The 19,592-nt window shown below is 54.4% G+C and carries 20 protein-coding genes; 6 read left to right on the forward strand and 14 right to left on the reverse strand.

Features of this window, described 5'->3' with window-relative positions; all coding sequences use genetic code 11:
• Window positions 1–52: 52 nt before the first annotated feature.
• On the forward strand, window positions 53–676 hold the full coding sequence (gene rhtB, locus QNH99_RS20865) for a homoserine/homoserine lactone efflux protein (RefSeq protein WP_063877911.1): 624 nt from the start codon (window positions 53–55) through the stop codon (window positions 674–676).
• A gap of 73 nt (window positions 677–749) precedes the next feature.
• Here the strand turns inward: rhtB and rhtC are convergent, their stop codons facing one another.
• The 3 genes from rhtC to pldA are packed head-to-tail and all read right to left on the reverse strand — an operon-like array spanning window position 750 to window position 4,111.
• Entirely contained in the window at window positions 750–1,373 is a 624-nt protein-coding gene (rhtC, locus tag QNH99_RS20870) for a threonine export protein RhtC (RefSeq protein ID WP_096012943.1), read from the reverse strand.
• Window positions 1,374–1,385: 12 nt separating this feature from the next.
• Entirely contained in the window at window positions 1,386–3,212 is a 1,827-nt protein-coding gene (recQ, locus tag QNH99_RS20875; protein WP_063877909.1) for an ATP-dependent DNA helicase RecQ, read from the reverse strand.
• 23 nt (window positions 3,213–3,235) lie between these two features.
• On the reverse strand, window positions 3,236–4,111 hold the full coding sequence (pldA, locus tag QNH99_RS20880; protein ID WP_109717892.1) for a phospholipase A: 876 nt from the start codon (window positions 4,109–4,111) through the stop codon (window positions 3,236–3,238).
• 190 nt (window positions 4,112–4,301) lie between these two features.
• On the opposite strand from pldA, the gene QNH99_RS20885 reads away from it, so the two are divergent.
• Entirely contained in the window at window positions 4,302–4,772 is a 471-nt protein-coding gene (locus tag QNH99_RS20885) for a thioesterase family protein (protein ID WP_241568145.1), read from the forward strand.
• 58 nt (window positions 4,773–4,830) lie between these two features.
• Here the strand turns inward: QNH99_RS20885 and QNH99_RS20890 are convergent, their stop codons facing one another.
• Window positions 4,831–5,304, reverse strand: a complete 474-nt coding sequence (locus QNH99_RS20890) for a nuclear transport factor 2 family protein (protein WP_145394590.1) — start codon at window positions 5,302–5,304, stop codon at window positions 4,831–4,833.
• A 233-nt stretch (window positions 5,305–5,537) separates the two neighbouring features.
• Between QNH99_RS20890 and QNH99_RS20895 the strand changes: the two genes are divergently transcribed.
• Together QNH99_RS20895 and rarD are read left to right on the forward strand one after the other, a co-directional pair.
• Window positions 5,538–5,915 carry a winged helix-turn-helix transcriptional regulator gene (locus tag QNH99_RS20895; RefSeq protein WP_063877905.1) on the forward strand — a complete coding sequence of 126 codons (378 nt, stop codon included), beginning with the start codon at window positions 5,538–5,540 and terminating at the stop codon, window positions 5,913–5,915.
• Between the two features lie 120 nt (window positions 5,916–6,035).
• Window positions 6,036–6,935: an EamA family transporter RarD gene (gene rarD, locus QNH99_RS20900; RefSeq protein WP_410517152.1), complete on the forward strand. Its 900-nt coding sequence runs from the start codon at window positions 6,036–6,038 to the stop codon at window positions 6,933–6,935.
• Here rarD and QNH99_RS20905 read toward each other — a convergent pair.
• The 10 genes from QNH99_RS20905 to QNH99_RS20950 form a co-directional block, all read right to left on the reverse strand.
• The gene (locus QNH99_RS20905; RefSeq protein ID WP_283379447.1) at window positions 6,906–7,958 is read right to left on the reverse strand and encodes an AbrB family transcriptional regulator; all 1,053 of its coding nucleotides are present in this window, start codon (window positions 7,956–7,958) and stop codon (window positions 6,906–6,908) included. The genes rarD and QNH99_RS20905 overlap by 30 nt on opposite strands.
• A gap of 97 nt (window positions 7,959–8,055) precedes the next feature.
• Entirely contained in the window at window positions 8,056–9,009 is a 954-nt protein-coding gene (corA, locus tag QNH99_RS20910) for a magnesium/cobalt transporter CorA (RefSeq protein WP_014606985.1), read from the reverse strand.
• A gap of 167 nt (window positions 9,010–9,176) precedes the next feature.
• Window positions 9,177–9,233 carry a YsgD/CorL family protein gene (gene ysgD, locus QNH99_RS20915; RefSeq protein ID WP_349887138.1) on the reverse strand — a complete coding sequence of 19 codons (57 nt, stop codon included), beginning with the start codon at window positions 9,231–9,233 and terminating at the stop codon, window positions 9,177–9,179.
• A 67-nt stretch (window positions 9,234–9,300) separates the two neighbouring features.
• On the reverse strand, window positions 9,301–11,463 hold the full coding sequence (gene uvrD, locus QNH99_RS20920) for a DNA helicase II (protein ID WP_063877902.1): 2,163 nt from the start codon (window positions 11,461–11,463) through the stop codon (window positions 9,301–9,303).
• Window positions 11,464–11,517: 54 nt separating this feature from the next.
• Window positions 11,518–12,234: a 5-amino-6-(5-phospho-D-ribitylamino)uracil phosphatase YigB gene (gene yigB / locus QNH99_RS20925; RefSeq protein WP_410517153.1), complete on the reverse strand. Its 717-nt coding sequence runs from the start codon at window positions 12,232–12,234 to the stop codon at window positions 11,518–11,520.
• A complete protein-coding gene (xerC, locus tag QNH99_RS20930; protein WP_063877900.1) occupies window positions 12,231–13,136 on the reverse strand; it encodes a tyrosine recombinase XerC in 906 nt (301 codons plus the stop codon). Before xerC ends, yigB begins: the two co-directional genes overlap by 4 nt.
• Window positions 13,133–13,837, reverse strand: coding sequence for a DUF484 domain-containing protein (locus QNH99_RS20935; protein WP_063877899.1), 705 nt, complete (start codon window positions 13,835–13,837; stop codon window positions 13,133–13,135). The genes xerC and QNH99_RS20935 overlap by 4 nt, the downstream gene beginning before the upstream one ends.
• Window positions 13,834–14,658, reverse strand: coding sequence for a diaminopimelate epimerase (gene dapF, locus QNH99_RS20940; protein ID WP_063881073.1), 825 nt, complete (start codon window positions 14,656–14,658; stop codon window positions 13,834–13,836). The genes QNH99_RS20935 and dapF overlap by 4 nt, the downstream gene beginning before the upstream one ends.
• A gap of 29 nt (window positions 14,659–14,687) precedes the next feature.
• Window positions 14,688–14,897: an LPS translocon maturation chaperone LptM gene (lptM, locus tag QNH99_RS20945; protein WP_063877898.1), complete on the reverse strand. Its 210-nt coding sequence runs from the start codon at window positions 14,895–14,897 to the stop codon at window positions 14,688–14,690.
• Between the two features lie 136 nt (window positions 14,898–15,033).
• Window positions 15,034–17,592, reverse strand: a complete 2,559-nt coding sequence (locus tag QNH99_RS20950; RefSeq protein WP_410517154.1) for a class I adenylate cyclase — start codon at window positions 17,590–17,592, stop codon at window positions 15,034–15,036.
• A gap of 311 nt (window positions 17,593–17,903) precedes the next feature.
• Between QNH99_RS20950 and hemC the strand changes: the two genes are divergently transcribed.
• Window positions 17,904–18,845: a hydroxymethylbilane synthase gene (hemC, locus tag QNH99_RS20955; protein WP_410517155.1), complete on the forward strand. Its 942-nt coding sequence runs from the start codon at window positions 17,904–17,906 to the stop codon at window positions 18,843–18,845.
• Complete coding sequence (hemD, locus tag QNH99_RS20960) at window positions 18,842–19,570, forward strand: uroporphyrinogen-III synthase (protein WP_410517156.1); 729 nt, start codon at window positions 18,842–18,844, stop codon at window positions 19,568–19,570. The genes hemC and hemD overlap by 4 nt, the downstream gene beginning before the upstream one ends.
• Window positions 19,571–19,592 lie beyond the last annotated feature (22 nt).

Genomic DNA, 19,592 nt, shown 5'->3' on the forward strand with positions numbered 1-19,592 from the left:
CATCATTCTGGCGTATTGTGTCACACTTCAGACGCGACAGGGAGTACAACCCATGACCATCGAATGGTGGCTGACCTATCTTCTTACCACCACAATTCTTAGCCTTTCGCCCGGCTCTGGTGCCATTAACACCATGAGCACCGGCATCAGTCACGGTTATCGTGGCGCGGTCGCGTCTATTTCTGGCTTGCAGGTCGGTCTTGCACTGCATATCGCCCTGGTGGGGATCGGTCTTGGGGCGCTCTTTTCCCAGTCGCTGCTGGCGTTTGAGATTTTAAAGTGGGCTGGTGCAGGTTATCTGGTCTGGCTGGGCATCCAACAGTGGCGCACTGCGGGTGCCATTGACCTTAACGCCATGTCGAAAGCCATGCCGCGTCGTCGTCTGTTCAAACGGGCGGTGATGGTGAACCTGACCAATCCGAAAAGCATTGTGTTTCTGGCGGCGCTGTTTCCCCAGTTTATCCTGCCTCACCAGCCACTCATGCTGCAGTATCTGGTACTGGGCGTAACAACCGTCCTGGTGGATATCGTGGTTATGATTGGCTATGCCACGTTAGCCACACGCATTGCAGGATGGATTAAAGGACCTAAGCAGATGAAGCTGATGAACCGCATTTTCGGCGGCTTATTCATCGCGATTGGGGGACTGCTCGCCAGCGCCAGGCGTATCGCCTGAGCGGGCCGAGGCTGCCGCTGACAGTGACCCTGTCGGCGGCTGCATTAGCGCTGAAGTGACCGATAATCGGCTATCAGCGCGACAGGATCAGGTGAATGCCAAAACCAGCGAACAGCACGCCCGCCACGCCATCCACCCACTTGGCAGCACGTTGATATTTATCCCGCATCCACGGCAGGGAAAAAATAGCGGCGACCAGAGAAAACCACGCAAAAGTCTCGACACTTATCAGCACGAACAGCCCCCAGCGTTCCAGCTCGCCCATGTCGTTACCGATAAACAATGAGAAGACGCTACCAAAGTAGATCACCGCTTTCGGGTTAGACAAGTTGGTCAGCAGGCCTTTAATAAAGCTTCTGCCTTTCTTTGGCAGCTCGGCGACAGGTTCCTGCTGGACGGGCTGCTTATGACGCTGGCGCGCTGAGCTGATTAACTGCCATCCCATCCATAACAGATAAAGTCCGCCTCCGACCATGATGATTTGGTGTAACCAGGCCATCTTTTGCAGAATCAGATGCAGGCCCATTAATGCCACCCCAGCCCAGACCATAACGGCCAGCGTAATGCCCAAAACACCCAACATGGCTTCTTTGCGCGAACGACTGGCGGCGGTTTGCGAGACAAAAAAGAAATCGGGGCCGGGGCTCATCAGCGCAACAAGATGGACCAGGGCAATGGTACTGAACAAGATCAACATGATAACGCCTCTTTACTCTTCATCGAGATGTTCTTTAATCATCAGCAAAAAGGGCTTACCAAAACGTTCCAGTTTGCGATGACCTACCCCATTCACGCTCAACATTTCAGACGCACTGACCGGCATCTGCTCAGCCATCTCCAGCAACGTAGCATCGTTGAATACTACATAGGGAGGAATATTCTCTTCATCCGCAATCGCTTTACGCAGCTTGCGCAGTTTAGCAAACAGCTTGCGGTCATAGTTGCCACCATAGACTTTTGCCGACCCGCTGCTTTTCGGTCTGGCGGTTATCAGTCTTGGCACCGCCAGCATCAGCGGGACTTCACCGCGTAATACCGGTCGGGCGGCTTCCGTCAGCTGCAGCGCGGAGTGCATAGCAATGTTTTGCGTAACCAGTCCCAGATGAATTAACTGACGCAAAACACTGACCCAATGCTCATGGCTGTTTTCTTTACCCAGCCCATACACGGGCAGCTTGTCGTGTCCCTGCTCACGGATGCGGTGATTATTGGCACCGCGTAATACTTCAACAATGTAGCCCATACCAAAACGCTGGCCGACACGATAAATACTGGAAAGCGCCTTCTGGGCCTCCACCAGGCCGTCATAGCGTTTAGGTGGATCGAGGCAAATATCACAGTTTCCGCAGGGTTGCTGTCGTCCTTCACCAAAGTAGTTCAGCAGCACCAAACGACGACAGGTCTGCGCTTCGGCAAACGCATTCATCGCATTCAGTTTATGACGTTCAATATCCTGTAACGGGCCGGGCTGCTTCTCTTCAAGGCATTTACGTAGCCAGGCCATATCAGCAGGATCGTAGAGCATCATGGCTTCCGCAGGCAGGCCATCACGTCCGGCGCGTCCTGTTTCCTGATAATAAGATTCTATATTGCGCGGAATATCGAAGTGCACCACAAAACGCACATTCGGCTTGTTGATGCCCATCCCAAATGCCACGGTCGCCACCACGATTTGCAGATCGTCGCGCTGGAATGCTTCCTGTACGCTGGCGCGCTGCGCGCTATCAATACCGGCATGATATGCCCCGACGCTCAGGCCACGGCTTTGCAGACGCGCTGCCGTATCTTCGACTTTTGCCCGGCTGTTACAGTAGATAATGCCGCACTTACCCCGCTGATCCTGCACGTAGCGCAGCAACTGATCGGTCGGCTTAAACTTTTCCACCAGGGTGTAACGAATGTTCGGACGGTCAAAGCTACTGATTTGAATCAGTGGGTCCTGCATATGAAGCAGGTTAACGATATCAAGTCGGGTCGTTTCGTCAGCGGTCGCCGTCAGGGCCATCACCGGCAGATCGGGGAAACGCTGGCGCATCTTACCCAGCGCGCCATATTCCGGACGGAAATCGTGCCCCCACTGCGAAATACAGTGCGCCTCATCCACGGCAAGCATACAGGGCTGCCAGTGCGCCAGGCTTTCAAGGAAGTTGTCCATCATCAGACGTTCTGGCGCAATATAAAGCAGCTTAACGCGCCCATTGCGGCAATCCGCCATCACGGCCTGCTGCTGCTCGCGTGTCATGGTCGAATTCAGACAGGCTGCGGCCACGCCGTTCGCCAGCAGTTGATCTACCTGATCTTTCATCAGAGAGATTAATGGTGACACCACCAGCGTCAGCCCCTCGAGCACCAGCGCCGGGATCTGATAGCAGAGTGATTTACCGCCGCCGGTTGGCATCACCACCAGACAATCCCGCCCACTCAGCGCTTCATTGATAATGGCCTGCTGACCGGGACGAAACTGCTGGTAGCCAAAAGTATCCTGCAATACCTGCTTAGCCAACGCTTCCTGATTAAGAACTGCCGAGGTTGCCACTGTATTCCTGACTTAATGGTTAATTAGAACAAATCGTTAAGCGTTACACCTACGCCCAAACGTGTCTGACGGTGGTTATAGTCAATAAGGGATTCGCCATAGCCGCTGAACAGCTGAGTGTAGAAACGCACGTGCGTAGTAATCGGGTAACTCCAGCCCAGCGTAGCGCCGCCATAGCCGCTATTCCAGTTATAGTTGCCTTCCACGCTGAAAATGCTGTCACCCATCGCGTAACCCACTTTGGCACGATAGTAGCCCATGTATTTCGTAATATCGGGGTTATCATCCGTACTGGCGCTTTCAGAAATACGGAACCAGGGTTTGACCTCCACCAGGAAATTACCGTTTTGCGCCATCAGGCGGGTATAAACGCGGTTCCAGCTGCGGGAAGTCGGATCGCTGCGACCATTGGACTGATGATTAACGCCCACTTCAACATCACGCAGCGTCCAGCCAGCGAGAGAGTAATCTGTCGCCCAGCCTAGGAAAATCTGTGGCTCGTAGTTCGTCTCCCGGAAAGGTGACGACTCTTTTTTATTCGATACCTGCCACCATGAGCGCTGCGTGTAAGACGCCGCTAACACGGAGTTATCACCCACGATGCCGCGCCATAGCGGAAATGCCAGGCTGAGCTGGAATTTCACTTCGTCTTTGCGTGCGTTTTTTGCCCAGTTATAAGAGGAAATCGCCTCTTTATTGATGTCGCTGGTGTACGTGTACAGCAGATAGTTATTTTCGTAAGGATAAAGCACAAACGGATTGTCGTGCTGCTCCAGCAGATTGGCAATAATGCTGCCCCTCACCTGCGGTGCGTCGTGAACGTGTTTGATCGTGGCTTCGTCCGCCTGCGCCAAAGCAGGAAGTAACATTGCCGCCAGCAAGGCGCGATGCTTACGCATAGGATTCTCCGGTGAAAACTGCGTATTCATAAAAGCGAATGGGTGTCTTAAAAAGCAGGACATTCTACACACAAATGTGAGCGAACATCAGCGCTGATTTCCTAAACTGGAAAGCCTGTCGAGCGAAGCATAGAATAAACAACTTGTTAACATCTACAGTTTATTTGCCAGCTATTCAGGACTAAACACCATGTCATCCGTGCTATTGACTCAGCAGGAAGCTCGCCGCCTGGTCGGTGAAATTTTTATTTATCACATGCCGTTTAATCAGGCTCTCGGCCTGGAACTGGATCGCCTTGACGCCGACTACGCTGAAATTAGTTTTGCGAACAAAACCATGCTGGTCGGCAATGCCGCTCAGCAGATCCTGCACGGTGGCGTGACCGCCGCCGTACTGGATGTGGCAGCAGGTATGGTGTGCGTCAGTCATGCGTTGACGCGTGATGAAAGTATTAGCGAGGAGGTGCTGCGCCAGCGGCTGTCTCGTATGGGAACGATTGATATGCGGGTTGACTATCTGCGTCCCGGTCGGGGCGAGCGTTTTATTGCCACCAGCCGTTTGCTGCGCGCCGGGAATAAAGTCTCTGTCGCACGGGTTGAATTACACAATCAGCAGGGTGACTACCTGGCGACCGCCACGGCAACTTATCTGACAGGCTGACAGGGAAAAGGAACGTGGGGCTGCCGCGCTGGCATCCCACGTCTACGTCAGATGGGCATCAGAACAGGGTATTCGCATTAGCCGATTTTTCAGGCACCTCCTGAACCACATCCCAGTGCTCAACAATTTTTCCTTTTTTAACCCGGAAAATATCCGTCACGGCCCGGCCACGATCGTTTTTACCGTTGGTTGAGTGCACATGTAGCCACACCAGATCGCCATCCGTTGCACTGCGTACGATGCGCGCTTTTGACTGCGGGTTTTTCCTGAAAAAATCGGAAAAAAAGTTAACAAGCGGTGCCTTACCATTGGGCAATCCGGGATTGTGCTGGCGGTAATCGTCCGCCACAACCCGGGCCGCTTCTGCGACATTATGGTGATTAAAAAATTGATCATAGAAGTTGAGCACCAATGCACGATTAGCCTCTTCCGTCTTGAGATCGCGGCTGTCGCCGGGTTGCGCGGCGTAAACCGCACCCGCTGTCAGGATACCTACCGCCAGCAACAGGTTTTTCAGAAAGGTGGTCATCATTCTTCTCCTTGCGCATTTGTTATGGCGCTAACCGCTACGCGCCCGAAAGTCAGTCCTGACAGGCCGCCAAAGATGAGCCGGACTCGCCATCAGGTTTTGATATCACACCAGGTCACAAAAATAGACTGGTCACGTTGTGGATGTTACATTCGCCAAAAATGGTTAACAAGAAGTCACGTTGTGATGACCCAGTCACGTGAACGTGACTATTGACGCTGCGCAGGAACTCACCGATGCCAAAATCTTTACCCGCAACCTTTACTTACGAGCAACCTTGTCCCATCCGTGACGTACTTGACCGGATAGGTGATAAATGGAGTTTATTGATTCTTGAGGCGCTGGCCGAACAGACGCTGCGGTTCAATGAGCTTCACCGTCATATCGGGGATGTTGCCCGCCAGGTCCTGTCGCGCAGTCTGAAACGGCTGGAAATGGACGGTTATATCCTGCGGACGCTCTATCCGGAAGTGCCGCCACGGGTTGAGTACAGCCTGACGGATTTAGGCCGTTCATTTCTCAAACCCATGCAGCAACTGATTGAGTGGGCAGACAGCAATCATCAGGCCATTTGTCTTGCTCGCCAGCGCGCCCTTGAGCCGGATAAAGACTGACCCTGTTTTATCACCCTATCTGGCTACAGAGATAACGAAGACTGCGGTAATATTGCGGCCCTCTGTCACGCCACTTCACCTTAGTGCCCTCCGGTACAGGACGAATTTTCAGGATATGTTATGGATACCCAGCAAACCCGTCAGGGAATAGGTTTTGCGCTTGGCGCGTATTTCATTTGGGGCATTGCGCCCGCCTACTTCAAAGTAGTCAAGGCCGTTCCTGCCACCGAAATCATGACCCACAGGGTGATCTGGTCAGCCCTGTTCATGCTGTTATTGATCACACTGAGTCGCAGTTGGGGACAGGTCAGGAGCGTGCTGCGCCAGCCCAAAAAAGTGTGGCTACTGGCACTCACGGCGGTCACGGTGGGGGGGAACTGGCTGCTGTTTATCTGGGCGGTGAACAACCAGCACATGCTGGAGGCGAGCCTGGGCTATTTTATCAACCCATTGATTAACGTTGTGTTTGGCATGATTTTTCTGCGTGAACGCTTTCGTCGTCTGCAGTGGCTGGCGGTGGCCCTGGCGGCCTTCGGCGTGCTTTTGCAACTGTGGCAATTTGGCTCTGTGCCGGTGATTGCTTTAGGCCTGGCGTTCAGCTTTGCGTTCTACGGCTTAATGAGAAAGAAAATTCAGGTCGATGCCCAGAGCGGCATGCTGATAGAAACGCTGTGGCTGTTTCCGCTGGCCGCACTCTACCTGTTTGGCTTTGCCGACAGCAGCACCAGCCACCTTAGCGCCAATCCCATGAGCCTGAACCTGCTGCTGATCGCCGCAGGCATCGTCACCACCATTCCGCTGATGTTCTTCGCGGCTGCCTGCACCCGACTGCGCCTGTCCACGGTGGGCTTCTTTCAGTATCTTGGCCCGACGCTGATGTTCCTGCTGGCGGTGCTGTTTTATGGCGAAACGGTTACGCCAGATAAAATGGTGACCTTTGGGTTTATCTGGCTGGCGCTGCTGGTCTTTATTCTGGATGCCGTGGCATTTTCAGCGCGGAGCCGTGTGCGCAAAGCGTGATATAAAGCGCGCCATTGCCGGGCCGGTCAGAAGAATGGTGAACAAGCGCAGAGTCTGCATCGCCATCACAAATGCCATATCTACCCGGCTTCCGGCAGCAATAATCGCCACCGTGTCCAGTCCACCCGGACTGGTGGCGAGATAGGCGGTCATCAGATCGATATGCAAAACGCGGGTTAACATCCAGGCCAGTCCACCGCACAGCAACATCAGGCCAAAAATTGACAACAGCATCTGCGGCAACGTACTTAACGCCAGTTTGAAAATCGGTCGGGTAAAGCGTAACCCCACGCTCCAGCCAATCATGGCGTACGCCAGCGCAAGCAGCCATTCAGGCATCTGCAGCACTGCCGTGCCGGTTGAATGCAGCGTCGCGCCAATCAGTGCCGGTATCAGTAATGCCCCGGACGGAATACGCAGCCATGGCCCCAGCCAGGCGCTGCAGATGACCAGGCACATCGTTACCAGAAAACCGCCGTTAAGCGCGGGAAACCATATCAGTGAACCCGCATGACCGCCGTCGCCCAGTCCGATACGCGCCACCATGGCCGCCGCGCCCGCGACAAACAGCACACGCAGATACTGCATAAAAGCAACCAAACGCACGTCGGCACCGAATTCGCCTGCCATCGCCACCATCGCTGAGGCACCGCCCGGTGAAGACCCCCACGCGCCCGTGGGACCAGGAAGCGGGCTGAAACGCACCAGCAAAAAGCCCGACAGGCCACTGGCCGCCAGCGTCAGCAGCAGTACCGCTAACACAACAGGCCAGTCCTGTAACAGCGGCGTCAGGATAGAAGGTGAGAGGCTCTGCGCAATCATGCAGCCCAGTACCGCCTGCGACAGCAGGAATAACCGCTTATTAATACGCAGTGTGGCACCTGACAGGCCCATGACCACGCCAACGATCATCGGCCCCAGCAGCAGGGCGGCAGGCACGTGAAAATACTGGAAGATCGCACCGAGTAATACAGATGACACTAACAGCAGCAGCCACTGCCAGCGCAACGAAAGAGAGTCCATAAAAAAATCAATCAATTATGAAAATTGAGCGGGTAGATTAGCAGAATTAAGGCGACAGGCCAGCTAAATGGGCCGAATTAACAGCCCGTGCCGATGATTAAAGCCAGTTTTTACGCTTGAAATAGAGATAAGGCGCAAGGCCTGCAAGCATCATCAGGCAAATGGCGCCAGGATAGCCAAAGCTCCACTTCAGTTCAGGCATAAATTCAAAGTTCATGCCGTAGCTGGATGCCACCAGCGTTGGCGGCAGGAAAACCACGGATACCACCGAGAAGATCTTGATGATGCGGTTCTGCTCAATGTTGATAAAGCCCATCGCTGCCTGCATCAGGAAGTTTACCTTCTGGAACAGCGACTCATTGTGTGGCAACAGCGACTCGATATCCCGCAGAATTTCACGCGCCTGCTCAAGTTGGTTGCCTGGTAAACGTGCCTTACGGACCAAAAAGTTAAGTGCACGCTGCGTATCCATCAGACACAAACGCACCTTCCAGCCGATATCTTCCAGCTCGGCTAATCGTGATAACGCCTGGTCGTATTCCTCACCCTGCTGGCCTTCCATGATGACGCGGCTGAGCTTTTCCAGAGCGCTGTAGATGTTTTCAATCTCGTCTGCCAGCTGTTCGATTTTCGTCTCGAACAGATCAAGCAGCAGCTCATAAGCGTTGCCATCAATCAGTGTCTGGTTACGGGCGCGCATACGGTAAAGGCGAAAGGCGGGGAGTTCACGTTCGCGCAGCGTATATAAACGCCCTTCACGGATGGTAAACGCAACGGTTGAGTTGCCAGCGTGATCTTCGGCATCCTCAAAGAAGAAGAAGGAGTGAATGTGCAGGCCGTCTTCATCTTCGAAGAAACGCGCCGAGGCTTCAATGTCTTCCAGTTCAGGGCGCGTTGCCAGGCTCTGGCCCAGTTCGGATTGCACGCGATCGCGCTCGCCTTCTTCAGGCTCGACCAGGTCAACCCAAACTGACGTGGTCAGTTTATCGCTTTCATCTTCCAGTTCCAGACGCGTCAGGCGGCTGTTATCAAGTTTAAATGCGCTCAGCATAGCAAGACTCCCCATTGCAGACTTTATGGGACAACGCTGTCGGCCGGTCTGAATTCAGACCCGCGAACCTGAACACGGATAAAGGATAAATCAGTGCTGACTCGTGCGACGGATTAAAAAGGGAGGTCGCTGATAACCGCTAAGGCTACCAGCGTAATGAGATAGCCTTAGATGTTATTCCTGAAAACCAGGTTAATGAGCCAGCATCGACTGGGCGTGTCCAAGGCATTGTCCTCTCATGATAATAGTGCGCGCATGTTACGCTGAGACGAAAAAGTCGTCAACACGCGACTAGACGGTTTCCAGTTTGGCGTAGGCTGCCACCAGCCACTTGATCCCTTGCCCCTGAAACGCCACCTGCAGACGGCTGTGTTCACCGCTGCCCTCCAGATTAACGATAGTGCCTTCACCAAACTTGGCGTGACGAACCCGTTGCCCCAGAGAGAATCCCGTGTCGCTTTTGGTCATCGGCGTGCCCATGCGTTGATGACTGACCGGGCGCGTTACACTGGCGCGTAAACGCACTTCTTCGATACAGGCTTCGGGCAGCTCGCCAATAAAACGCGAGGGCCGATGGTAGACTTCTTTACCGTAGAGACGGCGGGTTTCGGCGTAAGTCAGCGTGAGCTTCATCATCGCGCGCGTGACGCCGACGTAAGCCAGGCGACGCTCTTCTTCCAGTCGACCCCCTTCATCCAGCGCCATCTGGCTCGGGAACATGCCCTCTTCCATGCCGACGATAAACACCTGGCTGAACTCCAGCCCTTTCGCAGAGTGCAGCGTCATCAGTTGGACCGCGTCCTGCCATTTGTCCGCCTGCCCTTCCCCGGCTTCGAGGGCCGCATGGGACAGGAATGCCTGGAGCGGCATCAGATCTTCATCTTCATCCTGGTAGCTGAACTGGCGCGTGGCCGTCACCAGTTCCTCAAGGTTTTCGATACGGGCCTGGCCCTTTTCACCCTTTTCCTGCTCGTACATGATCCACAGGCCAGAGTCCTTGATAACTCTGTCGGTCTGCACGTGCAGCGGCATCTCCGCGGTTTCGCTCGCCAGTGAATCCACCAGCTCACAAAAGCGCTGCAGCGCTGAGGCCGCGCGGCCGGCAAGGGCGCGCGACTGGAGCAGCTCACGCGTTGCCTGCCATAAGGTCATCTGTTTTTCGCGTGCCGTCTGACGTACCACATCCAGCGTGCGGTCGCCCACACCACGCGTTGGCGTATTCACGACACGCTCAAAGGCCGCGTCGTCGTTGCGGTTAGCCATCAGTCGCAGATAGGCCAACGCATCTTTGATTTCCTGACGCTCGAAAAAGCGCATACCGCCATAAATACGGTACGGCATACTGGCCTGCAACAGGGCCTCCTCCAGCACGCGCGACTGGGCATTGCTACGATACAGGATGGCGCAATCCGCCAGCGCATTGCCGTTTTCCATCCAGGCTTTGATGCGGTTGACGACAAAGCGTGATTCATCCAGCTCATTAAAGGCACAGTAGACAGAAATGGGTTCACCATCGCTGCCGTCGGTCCACAGCTCTTTACCCAGTCGACCGCTGTTGTTGGCGATCAGGGCATTCGCAGACTTCAGGATGTTGTTGGTCGAGCGGTAGTTTTGTTCCAGACGAATGGTATCCGCGCCGGGGAAATCCTTCAAAAAGCGCTGGATATTTTCCACCTGCGCACCGCGCCAGCCGTAAATGGACTGATCGTCATCACCGACGATGATCACTTTGCTGCTGTCGCCCGCCAGCATGCGAATCCAGGCATACTGAATATTGTTGGTATCCTGAAACTCATCCACCAGAATGTTAGTGAAACGCTCGCGGTAGTGATTCAGGATGTGGGGTTTGTTTAGCCACAGCTCATGCGCCCGCAGCAGCAGTTCTGCAAAGTCGACCAGCCCGGCGCGATCGCAGGCTTCCTGATAGGCCTGATAAATCCGTAGCCAGGTTTGTTCTACCGGATTGCCGTAGCTCTCAATATGCTTTGGCCGCAAACCTTCATCTTTCTTGCCGTTGATGTACCACATGCCCTGGCGCGCAGGCCACTGCTTCTCATCCAGGTTCATCGCTTTGATCAGGCGCTTCAGCAACCGCAGTTGGTCTTCACTGTCGAGGATCTGGAAATCCTGCGGCAGACCCGCGTCAAGATGGTGAGCACGCAGCAGACGGTGTGCCAGGCCATGAAACGTCCCTATCCACATTCCGCCCTGGCTGGTGCCAATGAGCTGCTCGATACGGTGGCGCATCTCTGCCGCCGCCTTGTTGGTAAAGGTCACCGCCATAATGGAGTACGGCGAACAGTTTTCTACCGACAATAGCCAGGCGATACGGTGCACCAGAACGCGTGTTTTTCCGCTGCCCGCGCCCGCCAGCACCAGCAGGTTACTGCGCGGGGCCGCAACGGCATCGCGCTGTTTGTCATTCAAACCGTCGAGCAGTTCAGAAACGTCCATAAGCACCAATAAGTCAGAAAATGCGAAGCATAAGACTGGATAAATTTACAGCCATTATAACAGCGAGGTCAGTGATGCCAACTGTGAAATTTCAACGTGTGGCAGCAGGCGGGCATCATCAATGTGCATCAGGTTGCCCTTACGCAGATTAATCCAGCAAGCTTGCATGCCAAAACGAATCGCGCCAGCCACATCGGTAGTGAGATCGTCGCCGACGTGCAAAATATATTCTGGGCCGATATCAAGGCGTTGCGCAGCCAACTGATACATATCCTGCCACGGCTTGGCGCGTCCATCCGGTCCTGCCCGCAGTGAAAACTGGAAGTAGTTTGCCAGACCGAGTTTTTCAGGCTGGGCATTGCCGTTGGTGATGGCCACCAGCGGCACTTTTTTCGCCAGGGCTTTCAGCGTGTGATGCGTTTCAGCCGGCATATCCACCTGGCTGCGCCACTGATGAAACACATCCATTACCTGCGCCGCGCCCCTGGCGGCTTCGGTTGCCGTTAAACCGGCATGACACATAACATGTTCTACCGAACGGCGACGCCATTCAGACACATCATGGTAGATATCGGGTTCACGTAAACATAGCTGATTACGTGATTCGGCCACGTCTTCAGGCGTAACGTGACGCAGTGCCGGATGGAAAGCCTGCAGGGCCGCATGGGATGCTTCTGTGGTTTTGCGAATCACAGGATAGTTGTCATAAAGCGTGTCATCTAAATCGAAAGTGATTGCTTTAATGTCACGCAGAGGGCGATAAAACTTCATTCACTCTTTCCTCGTTTGGCGCGGGGATGGGCGGCATCATACACCGAGGCCAGGTGCTGAAAATCAAGATGGGTGTAAATTTGTGTGGTCGAGAGATTCGCATGGCCCAGTAATTCCTGCACGCCACGCAGATCGCCGCTCGACTCCAGCAAGTGGGTGGCAAAAGAGTGACGCAGCTTATGGGGATGAATGTGGCTGGTCAGGCCCTGCTTAATCCCCCACTCTGCAAAACGCTTTTGCACATTACGCGCCGAGATACGAGAGCCGCGACTGGAGAGAAACAGCGCATCATCTGCGGGATTAAACGCGATACGCAGCGGCAACCACTGCTGAATCCAGCTAACGGCGGTGCGGCCAATCGGCACGCGTCGCTCCTTGCTGCCTTTTCCTGTCACCCAGACTTCGCCCGCCTCAAGATCGACATGGCGACAATCCATATTGACCAGCTCGGAAAGACGTAATCCCCCGCCATACATGACTTCCAGCATGGTGCGATCGCGTATTGCCAGCGGATCATCAAGGTCAATATCCAGCAACTGGCTGACATCATCAACGTCGATATTTTTTGGCAGGTGGCGGCCATTGCGCGGTGTGGCGATCCCTTTCGCCGGATTGGCAGGCAGCATGTCCTGGCTCACCTGCCAGTCAAGAAAACTGCGCAATGCGGACAGACGCAGCGCCAGACTACTGGCGGCCAGACCTGCGCGCCGGCTGCGGGCGGCCATGCTGCGGACCATAGCCGGATCGAGCTGTGACCATGCGCTGATTTTCATCTCGTCGGCAATCGTCACCAGTGCGGCAAGCTGACGCGCGTAGCTGCTCAGGGTAAGAGGGCTGAGCTGGCGTTCAACCTTCAGGTGGCGCAGAAAGCCGTCAACGGTTTCCTGCAACACGCTGCTCATGCGCGCTCCACCCAGCGTTCCAGCAACGCAGGCATCATCTGTGAAAGGTGTTGCAGCAGTAGAGTTCCCATACCCGACTGATAGTGCAGGCTGTCACGGCTACTGAAGATAATGATGCCAAGCTCACCGTCGTCACCCATCAACGACATGGCCACTGAACCAATGGCTTTTGCCTGCGGCAGCAACAGCAACAGCTCCGGGCCATTAATACTGCCCAGATAGTGCTGTTCATTACCGAAGCGCTGAATGCGAAGAGGTTCGAAAGCCTGACGCGCCAGGCCAAGCTGCACAAAGTCAGACGGCGCGCCCAGCCGCCACCGGTCATTAAACAGGCGGATATTAGCGCCCGCAAGGCCAAGATCGCGCGCCCAGCGGTGCAGGCGATTAAGCATATCCTGCAATGAGCTGGCGGCGGCCAGGTGACTTTGCAGCGAGAGCAGTCGCGCGAATAACTGCTGGTTCGCGGTGGCCTGCTCCATCAGCAGCGTGATCTCTTCTTCCAGCCGCTGAATGTGGTTGCGCTGGCGCGCCATGTGCCATTCCACCAGCGATACGCTTCCGCGAACCGGATGCGGCACCGCCATCTGTTCGACCTGACGCGCGTTGCGCATAAAGAAGTCAGGATGCTGTCGCAGATAGTCACTGACGGCCTGATCGTCCAGCAGGACAGCATTTTCCGCCTGCTCTTCGATATTTTTCATAAGTGAATAAACCCATCGTAAACATGTGTGGCCGGGCCGGTCATATAGAGCGGCTGTCCGACGCCTTTCCAGGCGATATGTAACGAGCCGCCTGGCAAATCAACGCGTACTTTCTGGCTTAAAATACCCTGCTGGATACCACAGGCCACCGCTGCGCAGGCACCACTGCCGCATGCCTGCGTTTCGCCTGCACCGCGCTCATAGACGCGCAGCCGGATGTGCTCCGGATTAATGATTTCCATAAAGCCAACGTTGACGCGCTCCGGGAATCGTTCATGGCTTTCCAGAACCGGGCCTAAAAGCTCAACCTGGGCAGTGGTCGTGCTTTCCACCTGGATCACGCAGTGTGGATTGCCCATAGAGACGGCACCGAACATCACCGTTTGCTCCGCGACGCGCAGCAGATAAAGATTCTCGGCTTTATTGGCGCGAAAAGGCACCTGCTGGGGTTCGAAATTGGGCTCGCCCATATTCACGCGCACCAGATCGTCTGGCGTAACGCTTAACACCATGCGCCCCGCCTGGGTGCTCACGCGAATATCGCTTTTATTGGTTAGCCCTTTTAACTGAACAAAACGGGCAAAGCAGCGTGCGCCATTACCACACTGCGCGACTTCGCTGCCATCAGCGTTAAAAATGCGATAGTGAAAGTCGAGATCGGGATCGTAAGGCGGTTCAACAATCAGTAACTGATCGAAACCAATCCCCAAATGGCGATCGGACAGCCGGCGGATCAATTCCGGCGAAAAAAAGACGTTTTGCGTCACGGCGTCCACAACCATAAAATCATTGCCGAGACCGTGCATTTTGGAGAACTGCATTTTTTGCTCCGCCGGATGCGCCATAAGTGTTATTTCATTTGTGAGCTTGAATCACCCGTCACCAGACCACCCACATCCGCTTTAGACGCGTCGGTTTTCTGTTTTTGCGTTGATGCTGGCGTCGGCGCAGTTTGTTTTGGCGTGTCCTGCGGTGGGAAGTAGAGCGGTCCTTTCAATCCACAGCCTGCAAGGCTTGTCAGTGCCATTGTCATCGCTAACAGGCTTATCACTTTCTTCATTCTTTATGCTCTTCATATCCTGTGACCTGGATGCTTATCATCGCAGTTGAAGGTGGAAAAGCAACAGGAAATGCCAGCAAATCACGTGAGCGTTGTGGCAAGCCCTAAAGATAGCGTCACAGCGGGCCTGTAGAACTCAATGCACCTGATAGCGCGGCTGATAATCGTTGTTGTCGTTATCAGGCTGCGAGGCACAGAGTTCGGTGAGTGCCTGATTTCTGAATGGAATGACCTGATAACGTTCGCCGGTGTTCACGATCTGGTAGAACTGCGGCAGGTTAAAATTGATAAAACTTGAGCCGTAAGTGAAGCGATCGTGTGACGAGGAGTAAAAACGGCTAACGTCACGCACCAGCTCTTCTTTACTGCCTTCGCAGTGGTGATACACCTCAACACGGTTGCTTTCATCCAGAATATAAATGTTGAAACCCCGATCGTCGGTGGTGTCCTCAAAAAAGAACTGGATGATGCCTTCGCTGGCGTAACCATTGACCACAGGCGGCAGTGGCGTCTGATTCGACTCAACCTTAATCGACAGGCCGTGGAGCTTGTTGTTGGAGATGGCACCATAAAACTCAACGGCATTTTCCAGCTTCTGAACCGACACACCCATGCGTTCAAAGAACAGTCCCCAGGTCTGGCCGGCCATGCGCAGTGCTTTGAAGCGCCCAGGTTCCTGACGCGTACTGGAAAGACGCAGTTCAATACATTCTGACACCAGCTGCTGCACGCGGGTACGGATTAATCCACGGAGATGCTGGCTGTAACAGAACACCTCCACGGTGTCAGGCGGTGAAGCATCCTGATGCATTTTGCCAAGAATCGTTTTCAGCCCTTCAATCATCGCCTGTTCGCCGCTGAAGTGCAGTGTACGAACTTCATTCCATGAGTTGCGATACAGCAGATCGATACTGCCAATCAAACACTGCTGCTGCTGGCCAAAGCTGAACACATCAAGCTTGCGGAAATCGAAGTGCACCACCTGGTTACGAAACGCCGAGGTCGGATCGTGCTCAAGGTTAACGATGATGGCCAGATGGCGAATTTCACACGGGCTGTAAAGCGCCTTAGGCGTTGGCGCAGGCAGACGCAGCGGGAAATGGCTGGAAACATCGTCCACCAGTTCCTGCAGACGCGCCAAATCGCATAGCTCATTGCCCTTAATGTGCAGGCGCGTTTTGCTGGTCAGTAACCCATTGAACCAGGCCCAGGCCACCAGCTTGTTAAGATAGCGGTTATATTCCAGCGGCTGGTGACTGATGATCGAATTCATATCCGGCGACTGGTTGTACAGATACCAACCCGGGCGATTAGCACGGCCGGGTGGCACATGAATAAAGGTCAGGTTAGGTTCCGAAAGATCGGGAGAAATTTGCGGATTGACCAGCGTCACCTTGCCGGGCAGCGCTTCAAAAGCGGCGTACAATTTACGGGTCAGCACGCCGATATCCTGCGGGCTGGCGCTGACGCTTAAATTGTTGCGACGGGCAAAACGAATAAGGTTGCGATAGCTTTGCATCATCGCATCCAGCAATTCATTGTGTGCTTCACGCACACGCTCGATTTTCCATTCTGCGCGGTTGTCCAGAATGGCGAGTTTTTCCTCATCCCATCCCCAGGCTTTAACCAGTTGCGACAGAATCTCACGGCGCCAGCCACTGCGCTGCTGGTGCTCCTCGGTCGTCAGTTTTTCGCAAACTTTCAGGTAGAAGCAACGGCGGACCAAATCGAGGCGGGGCTGATCGTCAATGCTGGTGAGGTAGTGCGTCACGCGCTCCAGCATCATACAGTAGGGATCAAGACCGAAGCAGACGATCTCCCCGTCGTGCAAACGCTGTTTGATATCCATTGCCAGCAGTTTGGTGTCCGGGTATTCCCAGCTATAGGCTTCCAGCAACAGCGTTTTCAGCACTGCTTTATAGGGCGAATCGATACTTTTATACAGCTGCCACAGGCTGGCACCGAAATACTCTTCGGCTGACAGCGTGCTGAGCCCGCCCAAATCCAGCCACTCGTTCGGGGTGAGTACGCCTTTCGCATAGAGCGACATCACATAGTCATCGTAATGATGCTCTTCTTCACCAGGCACCATATTCCACAGAATACGTTTACCGGCCATTCTCACCGCCGTGCGATAGAACTCATCCAGCAGCAAAATATGCTGGGTAGAACCGCAATCTTCGCCACCAAGATTGCCGCTTTCATTGTGGCGGAAGCGGTTTTCATCAATCAGGAAAAAGCTGACTTCGATGGCTTGCGAGGCACACCATTTTTGCAGCAGCGCACATTTACGCTGCAGATTCAGGCGTTCTTCGTTATCCAGCCAGGATTGATGGCAAACCCAGATATCCAGATCGGACACGCTGTTTTGCCCGACGGAGGAGGTGCTCCCCATCGAATAGATACCGGTGATGGGCAACTCGCCTTTCGGCGCTTCGACCAGGGAAAGTTCCTGTTCGCCCGTTAACTCTGCGAGCAGTTGCAGCTGGTTTTCATCAGGCGTGAAGACGTTGATGCCGTGGGGAACGCTACCTTCAAGGTAACCCGGCATCAGCGGATGTTGATAATGTAGTAAGATCGGAAGCAGACTGTAGACGCGCTGAAAAGCGGGTCCCATGGCAGCCAGAGCGCGGTCAACGCGTAGCTGGTTAATTGCATCCAGTCTCTGTTTTAGTGTCTCAATGTAGAGGTACAAGACGTTTCGCCTGGTTGTCCTGGAGTTAAAAACCCTGTTCCCGCTATCTGCTACTTATTAATTGAGTGTCGTGCAGATAATTGCTGGAAACGTGATCAATCTATCACTCGTCGGATTGACCGTAAAGAAAGTTACGCTACCGACATTTTAGCACGGTTTCGTCTACTTTTCGCTCACTCTGCTCATAGCCTGAGATTACTGCCTGATATGTCAGGTTTAATCTACGGGCGGTTCTTTTCAATCCGTTGAAACTGACAGCATTCCCTCAACGATGATAGGATATTCGATGAACGATCTAAATGGTTAACGGCATGTTAAACAAAATTTTCAGAATTGCTACACGACAAAGTCCCCTTGCCATGTGGCAAGCACAATATGTACAGCAGCGTTTGCTCAGTGCCCATCCCGGCCTGCGCGTGGAGTTGGTGCCCATGGTGACAAAGGGCGACATCATTCTTGATACACCGCTGGCAAAAGTGGGCGGTAAAGGGCTCTTCGTTAAAGAGCTTGAGCAGGCGATGTTAGAAAACCGGGCCGATCTGGCCGTGCATTCGATGAAAGATGTGCCCGTGGCGTTCCCGGATGGGCTGGGCCTGGTCACCATTTGCCAGCGTGATGACCCGCGCGATGCGTTTGTCTCCAATCACTACGCGTCGATAGATGCGCTGCCACAGGGTGCCGTTATTGGTACGTCCAGCTTACGGCGTCAGTGCCAGATTAGCGCTCGTCGTCCAGACCTGGTGATACGCTCTCTGCGCGGTAATGTGGGAACACGCTTGAGCAAGCTTGATGCCGGCGAATATGACGCCATTATTCTTGCCGCCGCCGGGCTGAATCGTCTGGGCCTTGCCGATCGCATTCGCCAGCCGCTGCCTGCGGATGTTTCTCTGCCGGCCGTGGGCCAGGGCGCAGTAGGGATTGAATGTCGGCTAGACGACAGCACCTTAATTGGATTGTTACAGGCATTGAATCACGACGATACGGCGGTCTGTGTGAAAGCCGAACGCGCCATGAATACCCGACTTGAAGGCGGCTGTCAGGTTCCCATCGGCAGCTTTGCCGTGCTTGAAGGTAACGAACTCTGGCTTCGCGGCCTGGTGGGCGCTCCTGATGGTAGCGTCGTGGTGAGCGGTGAGCGCCGTGGACCACGCGATCAGGCAGAACAGATGGGTATTTCGCTGGCAGACGAGTTGCTCAACAGCGGCGCGCGTGAAATTCTGCGCGACGTTTACCAGGGACAACCTCCCGTATGACCATTCTGGTGACACGCCCGGAACCCGCAGCGGCTGAGCTGGCCTCACGCCTGCACGCTCAGGGTAAACAGGCGTGGAGCCTGCCGCTGATTGAATTCGCCCCGGGTAACGATCTGCAGCAGTTACCGGCAGCCCTTGCCACACTGAAACGCGGCGACCTGGTCTTCCTGCTTTCGCAGCAGGTTATTCACTTTGCACAGCACGCCATCAACGCATGGCCCGCCGACGTAGACTATTATGCAATTGGTCGCAGTACCGCTTTGGCTTTTCATACGATCAGTGGTTTGCAGGTGACCTACCCTCATGCGCACGAAACCAGTGAAGAGTTAATAAAACTGGCGACACTGCAGCAAATGGCGGGTAAGCACGCGCTTATCCTGCGAGGAAACCAGGGGCGCGAGCTGCTGGCAGAAACACTAATAGCACGCGGCGCACAGGTCACCTATGCGGAGTGCTATCAACGTTGCCAAAAACACTATGACGGTGCCATTGAAGGCCGTCGCTGGCGCGATCGTAATATTGACACGCTGGTTGTGACCAGCGGTGAGATGTTGCATCAGCTGTATTCGCTGTTCCCCGAGGTCGATCGTGAGGAATGGCTGCTCCGCTGCCGACTGCTTGTCGTCAGCGAACGTTTGGCTTCCCTGGCCGCCAATCTTGGTTGGCAGACGATTCAGGTAGCCGATGGTGCCGATAACGATGCGCTGCTGCGCGCGTTATGTTGAACTTAACAATGGGATGTGCCAG

This window comes from Pantoea allii, from assembly GCF_046529425.1.
Lineage (GTDB): Bacteria > Pseudomonadota > Gammaproteobacteria > Enterobacterales > Enterobacteriaceae > Pantoea > Pantoea allii.